The organism is Chryseobacterium sp. Leaf201, assembly GCF_001421435.1.
Lineage (GTDB): Bacteria > Bacteroidota > Bacteroidia > Flavobacteriales > Weeksellaceae > Chryseobacterium.
This window is the reverse complement of sequence record NZ_LMKA01000068.1, coordinates 1-15131: the sequence shown is the minus strand read 5'-3', so window position 1 is coordinate 15131 and position 15131 is coordinate 1. Positions and strand designations below refer to the sequence as shown.

Annotated in this window: 17 protein-coding genes; 8 read left to right on the top strand and 9 right to left on the bottom strand. The window is 38.3% G+C overall.

What is annotated here, in order from left to right:
* Positions 1-17 precede the first annotated feature (17 nt).
* Positions 18-596, top strand: coding sequence for a 5-formyltetrahydrofolate cyclo-ligase (locus ASE55_RS09025; RefSeq protein ID WP_056218166.1), 579 nt, complete (start codon positions 18-20; stop codon positions 594-596).
* On the opposite strand, the gene ASE55_RS09020 is transcribed toward ASE55_RS09025, so the two are convergent.
* Entirely contained in the window at positions 542-1126 is a 585-nt protein-coding gene (locus ASE55_RS09020; RefSeq protein WP_056218163.1) for a hypothetical protein, read from the bottom strand. The genes ASE55_RS09025 and ASE55_RS09020 overlap by 55 nt on opposite strands.
* Positions 1110-2291, bottom strand: a complete 1182-nt coding sequence (locus tag ASE55_RS09015; protein WP_056218160.1) for a hypothetical protein — start codon at positions 2289-2291, stop codon at positions 1110-1112. The genes ASE55_RS09020 and ASE55_RS09015 overlap by 17 nt, the downstream gene beginning before the upstream one ends.
* Positions 2292-2474: 183 nt before the next feature.
* Between ASE55_RS09015 and ASE55_RS09010 the strand changes: the two genes are divergently transcribed.
* Positions 2475-2717, top strand: coding sequence for a hypothetical protein (locus ASE55_RS09010; protein WP_056218158.1), 243 nt, complete (start codon positions 2475-2477; stop codon positions 2715-2717).
* Between the two features lie 76 nt (positions 2718-2793).
* Here the strand turns inward: ASE55_RS09010 and ASE55_RS09005 are convergent, their stop codons facing one another.
* The 7 genes from ASE55_RS09005 to ASE55_RS08975 all read right to left on the bottom strand — a co-directional run bounded on the left by ASE55_RS09005 (position 2794) and on the right by ASE55_RS08975 (position 8892).
* A complete protein-coding gene (locus tag ASE55_RS09005; RefSeq protein ID WP_056218155.1) occupies positions 2794-3561 on the bottom strand; it encodes a TrmH family RNA methyltransferase in 768 nt (255 codons plus the stop codon).
* 100 nt (positions 3562-3661) lie between these two features.
* Positions 3662-5170, bottom strand: coding sequence for a DNA recombination protein RmuC (gene rmuC, locus ASE55_RS09000; RefSeq protein WP_410493013.1), 1509 nt, complete (start codon positions 5168-5170; stop codon positions 3662-3664).
* A 53-nt stretch (positions 5171-5223) separates the two neighbouring features.
* Positions 5224-5871 (bottom strand): hypothetical protein, encoded by a 648-nt coding sequence (locus tag ASE55_RS08995; RefSeq protein WP_056218153.1) that lies wholly within the window; start codon positions 5869-5871, stop codon positions 5224-5226.
* A gap of 26 nt (positions 5872-5897) precedes the next feature.
* Complete coding sequence (locus ASE55_RS08990; RefSeq protein ID WP_056218151.1) at positions 5898-6653, bottom strand: DUF5995 family protein; 756 nt, start codon at positions 6651-6653, stop codon at positions 5898-5900.
* A 104-nt stretch (positions 6654-6757) separates the two neighbouring features.
* Positions 6758-7000 carry a hypothetical protein gene (locus tag ASE55_RS08985; RefSeq protein WP_056218148.1) on the bottom strand — a complete coding sequence of 81 codons (243 nt, stop codon included), beginning with the start codon at positions 6998-7000 and terminating at the stop codon, positions 6758-6760.
* Positions 7001-7150: 150 nt separating this feature from the next.
* Positions 7151-8329, bottom strand: coding sequence for a nicotinate phosphoribosyltransferase (pncB, locus tag ASE55_RS08980; protein WP_056218146.1), 1179 nt, complete (start codon positions 8327-8329; stop codon positions 7151-7153).
* An 86-nt stretch (positions 8330-8415) separates the two neighbouring features.
* The gene (locus ASE55_RS08975; RefSeq protein ID WP_056218142.1) at positions 8416-8892 is read right to left on the bottom strand and encodes a Dps family protein; all 477 of its coding nucleotides are present in this window, start codon (positions 8890-8892) and stop codon (positions 8416-8418) included.
* Between the two features lie 101 nt (positions 8893-8993).
* Between ASE55_RS08975 and ASE55_RS08970 the strand changes: the two genes are divergently transcribed.
* From ASE55_RS08970 to ASE55_RS08945, 6 genes are all read left to right on the top strand, one after another.
* Positions 8994-10583, top strand: a complete 1590-nt coding sequence (locus tag ASE55_RS08970; protein WP_056218140.1) for a hypothetical protein — start codon at positions 8994-8996, stop codon at positions 10581-10583.
* Between the two features lie 107 nt (positions 10584-10690).
* Positions 10691-11104 (top strand): 30S ribosomal protein S12, encoded by a 414-nt coding sequence (gene rpsL / locus ASE55_RS08965; protein WP_027381287.1) that lies wholly within the window; start codon positions 10691-10693, stop codon positions 11102-11104.
* Between the two features lie 23 nt (positions 11105-11127).
* On the top strand, positions 11128-11604 hold the full coding sequence (rpsG, locus tag ASE55_RS08960) for a 30S ribosomal protein S7 (RefSeq protein WP_055987532.1): 477 nt from the start codon (positions 11128-11130) through the stop codon (positions 11602-11604).
* A gap of 6 nt (positions 11605-11610) precedes the next feature.
* The gene (gene fusA / locus ASE55_RS08955) at positions 11611-13728 is read left to right on the top strand and encodes an elongation factor G (protein ID WP_056218137.1); all 2118 of its coding nucleotides are present in this window, start codon (positions 11611-11613) and stop codon (positions 13726-13728) included.
* A 17-nt stretch (positions 13729-13745) separates the two neighbouring features.
* Entirely contained in the window at positions 13746-14051 is a 306-nt protein-coding gene (gene rpsJ, locus ASE55_RS08950; RefSeq protein ID WP_002661363.1) for a 30S ribosomal protein S10, read from the top strand.
* 305 nt (positions 14052-14356) lie between these two features.
* Positions 14357-14851, top strand: coding sequence for a low affinity iron permease family protein (locus ASE55_RS08945; RefSeq protein WP_056218134.1), 495 nt, complete (start codon positions 14357-14359; stop codon positions 14849-14851).
* Positions 14852-15131: the final 280 nt, after the last annotated feature.

Sequence of the window (15131 nt, the reverse complement as noted above, 5' to 3'; positions counted from 1 at the left end):
CTTAATACATAAAGGTTATGTTGAAAGCTGAGCTTAGGAAAAAATATACACAGAAAAGAAAAGCCTTGTCAACAGATGAGGCTTTCCTGTTATCTGAAAAGATCTTTAAGAATTTTATTGATTATTTTAAACCGGTTACCGGCGAGAAAGTTCATATTTTTATCCCGATTGAAAAGTTCAGGGAAGTTGATACGAAAATATTTATCAATTATTTTTTAACCCGGAATATCAGGGTGTTTGTTCCCAAAATCGCAGATACGAAGCTGATCTCCGTTGAAATTTCAAAGGATACGAAATTTGAAACCAATACCTGGGGCATTTCCGAACCGGTTTCTGATGAAGATTCAGGATGTCTGGATTTTGATTATGTAATTACCCCTTTGCTCTATTGCGACTATACGGGCAACAGGGTAGGCTATGGCAAAGGTTTTTATGACGGGTTCTTTGAGAAAGTTTCTGAAAAATCAAAAAAAACCGGAGTTAATTATTTTAACCCCGATGAAAATATCGATGATGTCTGGGAATATGATATTCCGCTTGACTATTTGGTAACTCCTACAGACGTACTGTCTTTCTTCAGTAAAGGATTGGAATAGAAGTCCAAAAAGAAGAATTTAAATTCTCTGTTGGTATTGGGAGTGGAAACCAGGATGTACTGGGCGTTTTTCTCAAAAGACCCCAATGATTTATGCCTGCTGTCAAAATATTCCACACTGAATTTGGCAAAATCTAGCGTATCCTCATTATAAAAATCTTTATAAACTTCCAGGTTATTTACTTTTACGCTTTTTACTTTTAAGCTGTCCAGTTCACTGAAGAGTTTTTTAAACGTTAAACTGTCCGGTTTGTGGAAATAGCTCTGCATCTGGGAATAGATCACCGTATCAATCTCCGTATTCCGGTTTCCGGAAAGATATAAAGTAGACAGGTCCAGAAGCTCCTGTACTTTCTGTTTGGTAATCAGGTTGATGGCCTGTGCGCTGTCCATCTGTACCGCAGGATAGGTTTTTGTATTCGTGCTGTTTCTGAGCTTGTCGAGGTCGCTTATTTCCGTCTTTTTATTATTACATGAAACCAATGCAAAAAATAACAGGGTAAAAATTAAAAAGTTATTTATTATTTTCATCTGTGGTTGCAATTTTAAATTTAATGGAGATGATTTTTCCGTTATTGTCTTTTTTCATTTCTATTACAGTCAGGTTTTTAAGTGATGTAGTAGGGGTTGTTACGAGGGTAATATACTTTTGTTTGTCAAGTCTTTCAATCCCGTAAGTGCTGTTGTCATATACCTGATAGATTACCGCATTGCTGCTTATCAGGTTTTCCAGCTGGTTTCTTTTCTGTTTGATCAGGGCAAGCTGCTCTTCTTTCGGTGCGCCGGTTACGTCTTTAATGGAGAAATAATAGGCTGCCATCTTATAATCGTCCGGCTTCAGTTCAATCATTTCTTCATCCGGTGCATTTTCAAGGCTTCTGTTGACTTCCAGATACTCATAGAAAGGCGCGCTGATCTGCATTTTCAGGTTTTTATCTTTCGTGGAATAATAAAAACATTCACCGGGCTTTATTTTATAGAGGATGGGGGATTCGTTTTCTTTGATCACCTTTATTTCAAGCATATTCAATACACCTGCACCTCGGTCGGCATCGCTGAAGCAGTATTTATAGGTTTTGGAAAAAAGAACATCTTTAAATCCTAAAAGCCCTGTAACCACAATTAAAATTGAGGTAAGAAAGATCCAGGCATTCTTCTGCAGGAAATTTTTACGGTGTTTTATAGGTTCGGCAACAGGAATAGGAGCGACTGTCGGTTTTGTATTAATGTCCTGATTTTCAGTATCTGATTTTTGTAAATCAGAAATTTCAGGCGCTTTTATCTCTGTTTTTTTACTTAAAACAGGATCTTTTGGGAGTTCTGCTGATGCAGTCACTGTTTTTTCCAGTTCTGTAATGTCTTCATCAGATAATTCATCATCATCCTGTAACAGTTCCCCGGCAAAAAGATGCTGTTTTTTGAACTCGTACCAGGATTCGTATCCCGCATAGATACTCAGTAAATTGAGCATATCTATTCTTGGCAGTTTGGTAACCGGTGATGATTTGAAATAGGTGTAAAAAGACTTTTCGCTGATGTTCCCTTTGGCTTTTTTACGGAGGTCTTCCTGAAAATATATGATATCAATCCCCTTCCATTTCGAAATATCATCGTAGGAGGGAGTGTGTTCTTTCAGATATTGAGCCTGTACATCCTTTTTAAGCTGCTCAAAATGCAATAAATCTAAATCTGTCAATTTACTGTTAAATAATTAAATTATTGATTATCAGTTACATTCACTTGTAAAACGATTTTACAAAGGTATTACAATTATTTTTCATAAACAAACTTTCTATCTGCTATACCTTTGTCTTGTTCAAATAACAGAACAGAAAAGATTTATATATAACAATATTAACAAAATTAAATTTAATTTATTATGAAAAAGTCATTATTCGTAGCTGCTATCGCTGCAATCTCTCTAGTTGCTTGTAAAAAAACTGAAGCTAACACTACTGAAGGAGCTACTGATTCTTTAGAGAACAAAGCTGATTCACTTCAGAACAATATGGACTCTACAGCTAGCGTTCAGAAAGATTCTATCGATGCTAAAGTTGATGCTAAGAAAGATAGCGTTGAAGTTAAGACTGACTCTGCTAAAACTGCAGTTAAAAACAAATAATTTTTAGCCGCTAAAAATAAAAGAACCGCGTCACCCAGTGATGCGGTTTTTTTATGCTCTGTTAAATGATGGTTTTTTAATCCTTTTTCTGCCTCAGAGCTTCATAGCATGTAATTGCCACCGCATTGCTCAGGTTTAAAGAATCAATGCTTCCGGCCATAGGAATCAGTGTATTGCTTCCTTTGCCGGCCCAGAAGTCGCTTAATCCTGAATGTTCCGTCCCGAATAAAACTGCAGACTTCTGTTTAAAATCCCTTTCCGACAGGTCTTTTGCTGTTACGTCCATTATCGTTGTATAAATATTGAAGCTGTTGTTCTGAAGATATTCAAGGGTCTGCTGGTTATCGGCCTGAAATACCTGCATGCCGAACAGGCAGCCTACACTGGATCTGATTACATTCGGATTATAAAAGTCTGTTTTTCCGTCTGAAACAATAAGCGCATCAATTCCGAATGCCTCACAGCTCCTCAGAATAGCACCTAAATTTCCGGGTTTTTCTACACCTTCTACTACAATTACCGTAGCATGTTCCCCGGGAGTAAATGAAGAAAGATCAGTTTCTTTCGTTTTATAAATTCCGATAATGCCTTCAGAACTTCCCCGGTAAGCCGTTTTTTCATATACCTTTTCGCTTACAAGATGAACCTTCCCTTCCGGAAGTTTTTCCTGATAGATCTTTTCGCAGATGAAAAACTCTACTGCCTCAAAGCCGAATTTCCGGGCCCGTTCGTTTTCCTGCTGGCCTTCCACTGCAAAAACTTCTGATTTTTTACGGAACCTGTTGTCGGTAAGAAGCCGGGTAAGGTATTTTATTTTTTCGTTCTGAAAGCTTTCTATTAACATTCCGCAAAATTATGTAAAATAATTTTTAAGAGCGTCTAAATTGAATGTTAAGCACAGAAAATCCCGGTTGGCAGCCGGGATTTGTATTGTGAAGCATATTTTATTCATCGGTAAGATCAACAGGGACCTGAGAATGTTCAATCAGGCTTTGCGGAAGTTCTTTCTTATTCTTTATGCCTAATGATTTTAATTTCTGCGTCTGGGTCACAAGATTGTCATTTCCTGTTGAGAGCTGTTTGTATGCTTCATTATAAACGTTTTTGGCCTGATCCAGATTCCTGCCTACTTTCTCCAGATTATCAACGAAGCCCACGAATTTATCATACAGTTTTGCACCCCGTTCCGCGATTTCCATGGAATTCCTGTTCTGGTATTCGCGTTTCCAGAGATCGGCGATCAGTTTCAGTGAGGTGATCAGGTTGCTTGGGTTAAGCAGCAATATCCTTTTGTCATACGCAAAATTCCAAAGATTCTGGTCTGCCTGCATCGCTGCAATATAGGCAGGCTCGCTTGGGATAAACATCATGACAAAATCAAGGGATTTTCCGTAATCGTCATACGCTTTCTGGCTCAGCTGGCTGATGTGGTTCTTTATGGAAGATAAATGCTGGTTGAGTTTTATCAGATAAACATCCTGGTCCGTCTCATCCACAAGTTCCGTAAAGGCAGTTAACGAAACCTTGGAATCAATGATCACATTCCGTTCATCCGGATATTTCACAACCGCATCGGGCCGCATTTTCTTGCCTGAAAATTCTGAGAAGAGTGCTTTGTTGTCTTCATCCCGGAGCTCATGTTCGAGAAAATATTCCCTGCCTTTTACCAGTCCGGATTTTTCCAGAATACTTTCCAGGATCATCTCGCCCCAGTTTCCCTGGGTTTTGCTTTCACCTTTTAAAGCCCGGGTCAGTTTCTTGGCATCTTCCGAGATCTGCTGGTTCAGTTCAGCAAGTTCCCTTACTTTTTCCGCCAGTGAAAAACGTTCTTTATTTTCTTTCTCATAGGCTTCATTCACGCGGTTTTTCAGGTCGGTGATCTTTTCCTGGAACGGTTCAAGAATATTTTTTAAATTATTCTGGTTCAGTGTGGTGAACTTTTCTGTTTTTTCTTCCAGGATTTTGTTCGCCAGGTTTTCAAACTGCGTCTTTGATTCTTCCTGGATCTTTGTGATTTCTGATTTCTGTGTGTCCAGGGATTTCCGAAGGCTTTGATTGACTGCGGACAGCTCAGCATTTTTAGCAAACATATGCTGCTTTTCCGTCAACAGGCTTTCAATCTGTGCAGTCAGTCCGGAATTGTACTGTTTCTGTTCGAGAAACTGGGTATTCAGTGAAGCATATTCTGCAGAGACTTTTGCAAATTCATTTTTAAGATCATTGAGAAGATCCGACTGCTGTAAACTGAGTTCTTTCTCTTTAATGATGCTCTGAGACAGTTCCTGGATTTTCTGATGGGAATTTTCCGTATCCGAACTGTTTCTGATGTACAGGTTGTTCAGCTCATCATAAGTACTTCTCGAAACCGTTGATGATTTCTGCGCAAAATACAGAATAACCGCCCCGAGAATTCCTCCTGCCATACACCCGATTATTAAATATGTCATCTCCATATTTCAAAATTACAAAAAGAATAGCTGATTTGTTTTACGGGAAACCGTAGAATTTATTTTTGCCGGAACTGCCACCATTTTTTAACAGGTTTATGATCAATAATTCCCACAGCATACAGGCTGTTGTTAATATCCATCCATTTGAACCGTAACTGATCACCGTTATTGAGGTTGAAGTTTTGATGTGGCTGCACCAATAGTTTTGATGTACCGGTTTTTTCAACGGAATTATAATCTTCTACTCTTCCCCAGATAAGTTCAGGCGTATTTCTGTTGTTGATGAGAAGTATCTGAATGTCATCTGTAAAACCCGGAGCCCTGAATTTGTCAAAAGCTTTTTCGTTTCTGAAAGATATTAAATCATTCCGGTCGTACCCTTTAATATAGCCGGGAACTTCTGCTTTCAAAGCATTGATCAGATATTCCTCGGCAATTTCAAAATCCATTTCGGAAAAATGTTCAAATCTTAAAATTGCTCTTGACCGGTCAGCCGGGAGATCTTTGTCAATTATAAATTCCCCGTCATTTTCCGTGAATAATTTTAATATTTCCAGCGTAATGCCTTCCTCATGGTCAACATATGTATACCCGAAAAGACTTTGACCTCCGTAGCCTGTCAGTAAAGAAGAAAGGACAGGGTATTGGTTGAAGTTTTTAATAACAAGAAATTGGTTCCAAAGCGGATTATGGGTTTCATTCATTATTTTTTTTGTTTAAATGATTCAGGTTAAATATTTTTCACTGAAGATAAAATTTCAATATTCTTCACCACATCACTGCTTTCATATTTTTTCAGCTGTTTTGTCAGGGCAGGGGTGAGTATTTTCGGGCTGATAATCTGTGAAGCTACTTTTGCCGCCGCATAATCAACAATTCCGATGACGGATTCCCTCATGAAGTTCGGGGTGTTTGAAGCAATAACTGCGGTTGCCCAGGAAGTTTCCCTTGCTTTTGAAATGGCAAAATCCAATACGGCGTTGTCTTTTCCATTCGAAATTTTATCCATAAGATCTACCGGATAGCAGATGGTATTTAGTGCATTCTGTACCTTTTGATTAATGGATGCAATGACATTGTTGATGTTTTCAAAATCCTTTCTCAGGGGATTGATTTTCCGGTAAGGCATAACCGATGCTGCTGAAATACCCAGGTCGAGATTAATATGTGCATTCATTCCTAAGAAAATGTGCTGAAGGATCAGAAGGTTTTTATTTTTTGCAGCGTCAAAGGCAATGTACCATGAATTTGTACACTTTCTGCCTTTGGAATAAGCCTCCCAGGCTTCCAGATAGCGGGTGGCAAACGCAATATCAAGCAGGATCATCCTTAGGTTGTCTTCAAACTTTCCCTGCTGAATTCCTTTCAAAACCTGCGCAGTCATGATTCTGTAAGTACATGCAAAATACCCGGCAGGACTTTGGTTTTCTTTCGCCCAAATAATGATTTCATCTAATTTTTTCAGGACTTCTTCAATGGTTTTCATGGGTAGTTTATTTAATTAAATATAAAAATTATCTGTGGATTATCTGTAAAAAAAAAGTGAGCCGGAAAGGCTCACTGATGAGTATTAATTCAGACTCGTTATTATTACGGAGTCTGGACAGGTCCTGCAATTTCAACCGGCGGGCAGAATCCGGTGTTCATCATGCATTTTCCGCCCATGCAGCTGTAATTTGTCATTGAAGACGTTCCATCCGGACACATGATTAGTGCTTCTCCGTAACGGGCACAATCTCTGTTGGAATAACATTCCAGGGCAGGATAGAGGTCTCCTCCCATAACGTCTTTTAATGCCTGTCTTGAAAGTTTTGTTAAGTTGATTTTTTTCATAGTAGATATTTTGATGATTAATGATTAGCTGTAACATTCTCATATTTAATTCTATGAGTTGCGGAAATTATCATCTAAAGTACTAAAAATAAATCACGGGTGCGTTATAAATTTCAATTGGAGCGTTTTGTCCTTTAATTATTGTTCTGATTAATCTTTTATCCTTAAAAACTCTTTGGCCAGCTCAATCATTTTCGGGTCTCCGGTGTATTTTCCGTGTTCATCGGAAAGTTTTACGGTTGGGATCCATTCCTTATTTGGAGCCTGTACGCCAATCAGCTTCATTACAATGTTCATCGGTTTTAAGCCTACATCATTCGTAAGATTGGTTCCTATTCCGAAGGAAATTCCTATTTTCCCTCTGCAGTAGTTGGTAATTTCTTCTACTTTTTCAAGATTCAAAGCGTCTGAAAAAATGATGTATTTAAATAAAGGATTGATCCCGTGCCTTTGATAGTGGGCAATGGTTTTGTCTGCAAATTCAAGCGCATCTCCGCTGTCATGGCGGACACCGTCAAAAAGCTTCGCAAATTTTTTGTCAAACTGCTGGAAGAAAACATCGGTGGTATAGGTATCGGAAAGTGCTACGCCCAGATCGCCTCTGTATACATCCACCCAGTGTTCCAGAGCCAGTTCGTTGGCCATTTTGAAACCGTATTCTGCAGCATGGAACATAAACCATTCGTGTGCATGTGTTCCGATAGGCTTTACACCGTATTTCATCGCGAAATACACATTGGAGCTACCGATGAATGCAGAGCCTTCTTTCTGTGTAAGTGCTTCCATCACCAGATTCTGAACTTTATAAGAGTGCCTTCTCCGGGTCCCGAATTCAGCAAAAGTAACCCCAAGCTTTGCCAGTGACGCGGCTTTTTCAAGCGTCTTATGCATAACCACCTCATTGGAATCACGTTCCATATGGTTCATTTCATAATGAAGTTCGCTGATCAGTGCCAATAAAGGAACTTCCCAAAGTATGGTTCTGTACCAGAGTCCTTCAACCACTACAGAAAGATCACTTCCTTCCTGATGGATTTTCACTTCAGACGGGTCATAATGATAGCCTTCAAGAAAATCAAGATAGGGAAGATCAATATACGGGCAGGTTCTTGCCATGAATTTTTTTTCATCCTTCGTCAGGGTAAGTTCAGCCATTTTGTTCACCGCTTCTCTCAGTGCGACATCGAAACCCTCGGGAAACTGGTGCTTTCCTCTGTTGATGAATTCGTACTTTACGATGGAGGCGGGGAATAATTTTACCACGGCATTCTGCATGGTAATTTTATAAAAGTCATTATCTAAAATTGAGTTCAGTCGTACTTCCTGCATTATTGTGTAATTTTTACGCAAATATAATTATTAAAAAATAAAATCACCTAAATGTAAGGTGATTTTTTATGTTATCGTCTATTTATTTACTTACCAAGATAAGAATTATACATCCAGACTTCCTTCTCCTGTTCTGTGATATAATCGCTCATCTGTGAGTTGGTACCCTCGTCTCCGGCGGCATCTGTGATATCCAGAAGTTCTCTCTGTAAATCAATGACTACTTTGAACGAGTTTAGAATAATTTCGACACTTTTCGTACCGTCGCTTACTTCCTGGCTTTCCTGGATGGTCGCAATTTTTAAATAATCAGAATAATTGTGGGCAGGGGTTGCTCCCAGTGTCAGGATTCTTTCAGCAATCTCGTCAATTTTCAGGACCAGGCTGTTATAAAGCTCTTCAAATTTCGGGTGTAATGTAAAAAACTGATCTCCTTTGATGTTCCAGTGTGAACCTCTGGTATTCTGATAAAAAACAGAGTAATTGGCTAAAAGGATATTGAGTTTTTCAGCGATCTTTTGGCAATCGGCCTCCTGCAGGCCTATAATGTTGGCATTTTTCATATAGTTTACTTTAGATAACAAATTTAGTAAATATCATGCCGAAACTATATTTTCCTGATTGATGATACTTATCTTTGAAATTTCTATAATAGATTTAAGGTATGGGTACTTCTTCCGGTATTTTTTTAAAGAGTTTTCTGATATCACTAAGCCTGTTTTTTGCGGTCTGTGCCGGATATTATTTTACTGTTGCTGCTGAAACGGACGGGCATTATGTCTATCTTGTTGATGATGCCTATATCCATCTTGCCATGGCAAAGAATTTTGCGCTGTACGAAGTGTGGGGGGTGACCAGATATGAATTTTCTTCAACATCATCTTCACCGCTGTTTACTTATCTGTTGAGTGTTCTTATCAAATTTTTCGGAAATAAGGATCTTATTCCTCTGTATTTAAATGTATTTGCGGGGTTTGGACTTGTCTATATTCTGACTCTGTATTTTTCGCGGGTTTTTCAGCAGGCAAGTCATATTGTCGCGGCTGTTGTTTTTACGCTGTTTTTTTCAGTAGTGCATTTGCAGCTTTTATCCGGTATGGAGCATGTTGTGCATGTTTTTCTGTTTGCATTAAACATTTTCTGCCTTTCGAATCTTAAAAGCAAAACAGCTGTTGCCGGATTCTATTTTTCTTTACTGCTGATGGGGCTGGTGCGCTTTGAAAGCATGTTTTATTTTGTCATTCTGGCTGTTGTTTTTACGGGGATCAGAAAATGGAGGGAAGCGTTGGCTGTTCTCCTCACCGGATTTATCCCGATTGCCTTTTTCTGTTATTTCAATGAGCAGCATACCGGATACTTTTTCCCGAATTCGGTAGTGGTGAAGGGAACGCAGATCAGTTTCGGTTCAGATTTTTTTCATCAGCTAAAAATTATTTTTATTGATAACTTTCTGTTGAATATAAGTTTTTATAAAGTCGGGTTTCTTCCCATTCTGATGTCTTTGGTTTTTATCGTAAGAGATTTTAAAAACAGGAACTTTTCACAAGTAATAAATAACAATCTCCTCCTTATCGTGCTTTCGTTATTAATGTTCTGCCATGCTATGTTTGCTGATCTTAAAGGATTTTTCCGGTATGAAGCCTATATTCTGGCAGGGTTTTCAATGGCTTTGATTCCGAAGGTAAAAGGTTTTTTTGAAGATTTTAAAAATTATATTACACATGAGAAATTGATTTCAGGTTTAATACTCATGAATATTATTCTCATGATCTACAAAATTTTTTTCGCCCATCTGATGCTGGATAACGGAGGCAAAAATATTTACGAACAGCAGATTCAGTCGGCCAGGTTCCTTAATACATATTATAACCGTTCAAAAGTAGTGGCCAACGATATCGGGGCTATCACTTATTATACAGATATTCACTTGCTGGATATTGCCGGTTTGGGATCGAAAGAAACTATTCCGTTCAATCAGAATAAAAGAAAGGCAGATAAGCATTTTAAACAGTTCCTTACCCGATATACAATCAGCAATACATATGATATAGCCATCGTTTATGATCAATGGTTAGAAGGGCAGATTCCGGACAACTGGAAAAAAGCAGCAGTTTTAAAGATCACCAATCCGGTAACCGTAGCCAGGGAAGAAGTTTCTGTTTATTCGGTAAATCATCGTAATCTCAGGTCGCTTAAAGAAAATATCAGGAAATTTAACTGGAACAGGAATGTCCGGGTTACAATTGTGGATTAGCGTAAGTACTTGGGAGTTAATTTTTAATAAAAAGGATTATTTCTCCATAACTGCTTGTAGATTAAAAAAATATTATTATTTTTGCACCCTAAAATAAAAGCAATTAAATGCCTACTATTCAACAATTAGTAAGAAAAGGAAGAGCCACGCTTGCCAAGAAGAGCAAATCGGCTGCCCTTGATTCATGTCCACAAAGACGAGGGGTATGTACGAGAGTATATACTACCACTCCTAAGAAACCTAACTCTGCACTTAGAAAAGTAGCAAGGGTAAGACTTTCTAACGGGAAAGAAGTCAACGCCTACATCCCGGGCGAAGGACATAATCTTCAGGAGCACTCGATAGTATTGGTGAGAGGCGGAAGGGTGAAAGACCTACCGGGAGTACGTTACCACATCGTAAGAGGTGCTTTAGACACAGCAGGTGTAAATGGAAGAACACAGAGAAGATCGAAGTATGGAGCTAAGAGACCAAAACCAGGTCAGGCACCAGCTGCACCGGCTAAAGGAAAGAAAAAATAATCATTAAATAAGGTACAGAAGCAATGAGAAAGACAAAAGCGAAAAAAAGACCGTTGTTACCAGATCCAAAATTTAATGATCAATTGGTAACTAGATTTGTAAATAACCTGATGCTTGACGGTAAGAAGTCAATCGCATTCAAAATTTTCTATGATGCTTTAGAGATCGTAGAAACTAAAAAAGGAGAAACTGAAAAAACTGCCCTTGAGATCTGGAAAGATGCATTAACCAACGTTATGCCTCACGTAGAAGTACGTTCCAGAAGAGTAGGTGGAGCTAACTTCCAGATTCCTATGCCAATCAGAGCTGACAGAAAAATTTCTATGGCAATGAAATGGTTAATTCTTTACTCTAAAAAGAGAAATGATAAGTCAATGGCTTTGAAATTGGCTAACGAAGTAGTAGCTGCTTCAAGAGAAGAAGGTGCTGCTTACAAGAAAAAATCTGATACTCACAAAATGGCGGAAGCTAACAAAGCTTTCTCACACTTTAAATTCTAATTAGAAATGAGTAGAGATCTTAAATTTACAAGAAATATTGGTATCGCTGCCCACATTGATGCGGGTAAAACAACCACTACAGAAAGAATTTTATTCTATACAGGTGTAAACCACAAAATTGGTGAAGTTCACGACGGTGCTTCTACAATGGACTGGATGGAGCAGGAAGCAGAAAGAGGTATTACCATTACTTCCGCTGCAACTACCTGTTCTTGGAACTTCCCAACAGACCAGGGGAAACCTTTAGCAGATACTAAACCTTACCACTTCAACATCATCGATACCCCGGGACACGTTGACTTCACAGTAGAAGTAAACAGATCTTTGAGAGTATTGGATGGGTTGGTATTCCTTTTCTCTGCAGTAGACGGAGTAGAGCCTCAGTCTGAAACAAACTGGAGACTTGCTGACAACTACAAAGTGGCAAGAATGGGATTCGTAAACAAAATGGACAGACAGGGTGCTGACTTCCTTAACGTGGTAAACCAGGTTAAGACAATGTTAGGATCTAATGCAGTTCCAATCGTTTTACCAATCGGTGCTGAAGAAGATTTCAAAGGTGTTGTAGACTTAATTAAAAACAGAGCGATCATCTGGGATGAAGCTGGACAGGGTGCTACTTTCGAGGTAGTTCCGATTCCTGAAGACATGAAGGCTGAAGTTCTGGAATACAGAGAGAAATTAGTAGAAGCTGTAGCTGACTACGATGAGACTTTGATGGAGAAATTCTTCGAAGATCCGGATTCAATCTCTGAAGACGAAATTAACGAAGCGCTTAGAAAAGCAACCATCGATTTATCTATTATCCCGATGACTTGTGGTTCTTCATTCAAGAATAAAGGAGTACAGTTTATGTTGGATGCCGTATGTAAATACCTTCCTTCTCCACTGGATAAAGATGATATCAAAGGTACTGACCCTAGAACAGATCTTGAAATTACAAGAAAACCGGACGTAAACGAACCGTTTGCTGCTTTGGCATTTAAGATTGCTACTGACCCATTCGTGGGAAGACTGGCATTCTTCAGAGCATACTCAGGAAGACTTGATGCTGGTTCTTATATCTTGAACACCCGTTCAGGAGATAAAGAAAGAATCTCAAGAATCTATCAGATGCACGCTAACAAGCAGAACCCTGTAGAATATATTGAAGCAGGAGACATCGGTGCAGCAGTAGGTTTCAAATCTATCAAAACAGGTGATACAATGTGTGACGAGAAAAACCCGATCGTTCTTGAATCGATGGTTTTCCCTGATCCGGTAATCGGTATTGCTGTTGAGCCTAAAACGAAGGCTGACCAGGATAAAATGGGTAACGCATTGGCTAAATTAGCTGAAGAAGATCCTACGTTTACGGTTAGAACAGATGAGGCTTCAGGACAAACAATTATTTCCGGAATGGGCGAGCTTCACCTGGATATCATTGTAGACCGTATGAGAAGAGAATTCAAAGTTGAAGTTAACCAAGGACAGCCTCAGGTTGAATACAAAGAAAATCTTACAAAAGTTGCTCAGCACAGAGAAGTTTACAAAAAACAATCCGGTGGTAAAGGTAAATTTGCTGACATTGTATTTGAACTTGGACCTGCTGAAGAAGGTAAAATCGGTTTAGAATTTATTAACGAAATCAAAGGTGGTAACGTTCCTAGAGAATTTGTTCCTGCTATTGAAAAAGGCTTTAAAGCTGCAATGAAAAACGGTCCTTTGGCTGGTTTCGAAGTTGAAGGTATTAAAGTAGTTCTTAAAGACGGATCTTTCCATGCAGTGGATTCTGATGCACTTTCTTTCGAATTAGCTGCTAAAATAGGATTTAAAGAAGCTGGACGTGCTGCGAAGCCGGTAATTATGGAGCCTATCATGAAACTGGAAGTTGTAACTCCGGAAGAATATATGGGTAACATTATTGGTGACCTTAACAAGAGAAGAGGTACAATCAGCGGACAGGAAGAAAAGAACGGTGCTGTAGTAATCAAAGGTTCAGTTCCACTTTCTGAAATGTTCGGATATGTAACAACGCTGAGAACACTTTCATCAGGAAGAGCTACTTCTTCTATGGAATTGGAGAAGTATGCACAGACTCCACAAAACGTTGCGGAAGATATCATTGCTAAAGCAAAAGGTTAATTTTTTAAAGTAAAGAAATGTCACAAAGAATCAGAATAAAACTAAAATCTTACGATTACAACTTGGTAGACAAGTCTGCTGAGAAAATCGTAAAAACGGTAAAGGCTACAGGTGCTGTTGTAAACGGACCTATTCCATTGCCAACAAACAAGAGAATCTTCACTGTATTGAGATCTCCGCACGTTAACAAAAAAGCAAGAGAACAGTTCCAGTTATCAGCTCACAAGAGATTGATGGATATCTATTCTTCTTCTTCCAAAACGGTAGATGCTCTGATGAAGTTAGAACTTCCTTCAGGTGTAGACGTTGAAATTAAAGTGTGATAATTGCCGGAAGACGGATGATGTAAGTCAGAAGCTTTCAATGCAAATCAAACTTTGCTATGATAATAAAATCCCTTTTCGAAAGAAGAGGGATTTTTCTTTTATCTTTTGATATTATATACTTTTTCAGTTCAAGGTATATATGATTAGTGAAAAAACTAAATAGCTAATTAATTAGCTGGATTAAATTATTATAAGTGAAATAGTAATCCTTATATTAAATTCTATAATCGTTTACATAACTTTATCCAGATACCACAATTGCTGCAAATTTTTATGCTTAACTTTATGCTAAAATCAATATGATGTCAGGTTCAGACAAAAATGTCTTTGAAAAATTTTCAAATTGGGCAACAAAATTTACGGGAAGTTCCTATGCTTTTATCGGTGCCACACTAATCGTTATTATATGGGCGGCTTCAGGACCGGTTTTCAATTATTCAGAAACCTGGCAGCTGGTGATCAATACGGGGACAACAATTATTACGTTCCTGATGGTGTTCCTGATTCAGAAGGCTCAGAATAAAGATTCAAAAGCAATCCAGATCAAACTGAATGAGCTGATCGCGGCCAACGAAAAAGCAAGCAACAGAATGGTGGATATTGAAGACCTTACAGAGAAAGAACTCGATCAGATTCACTGCTACTATGAAAAGCTGGCTGACTTTGCCGAAGAAGATGTAGACATCCACGCTTCGCACTCCATTGATGCTGCCCAGCAGAACCAGGATCATAAGGATGAAATGTTCAGAAAGCGTCATGCAGAATGGTTGAAGGAACAGAATCAGCAACATGGATAACTGTAATTTCTTTTAACAGATTTTAACAAATGCATTTTAACCTTAATAAATAGTAATCAATTATTATTGTAAAAAATTCAAATGATTCGCCTCAGTGAATGTAAATCTAATAAAGGTGATTTAACATAAAAAAATAGATTATTTATTTGATATGAAATATTTGAAAAAAATACTTTTCTTATATAATTTTGAATCACTAATTTATTATATTTTTTATGAAAAAATTATTATTTGTTGCTACTATATGTGTAGCAGGGCTAATGAATGCAAAGAATGCAGA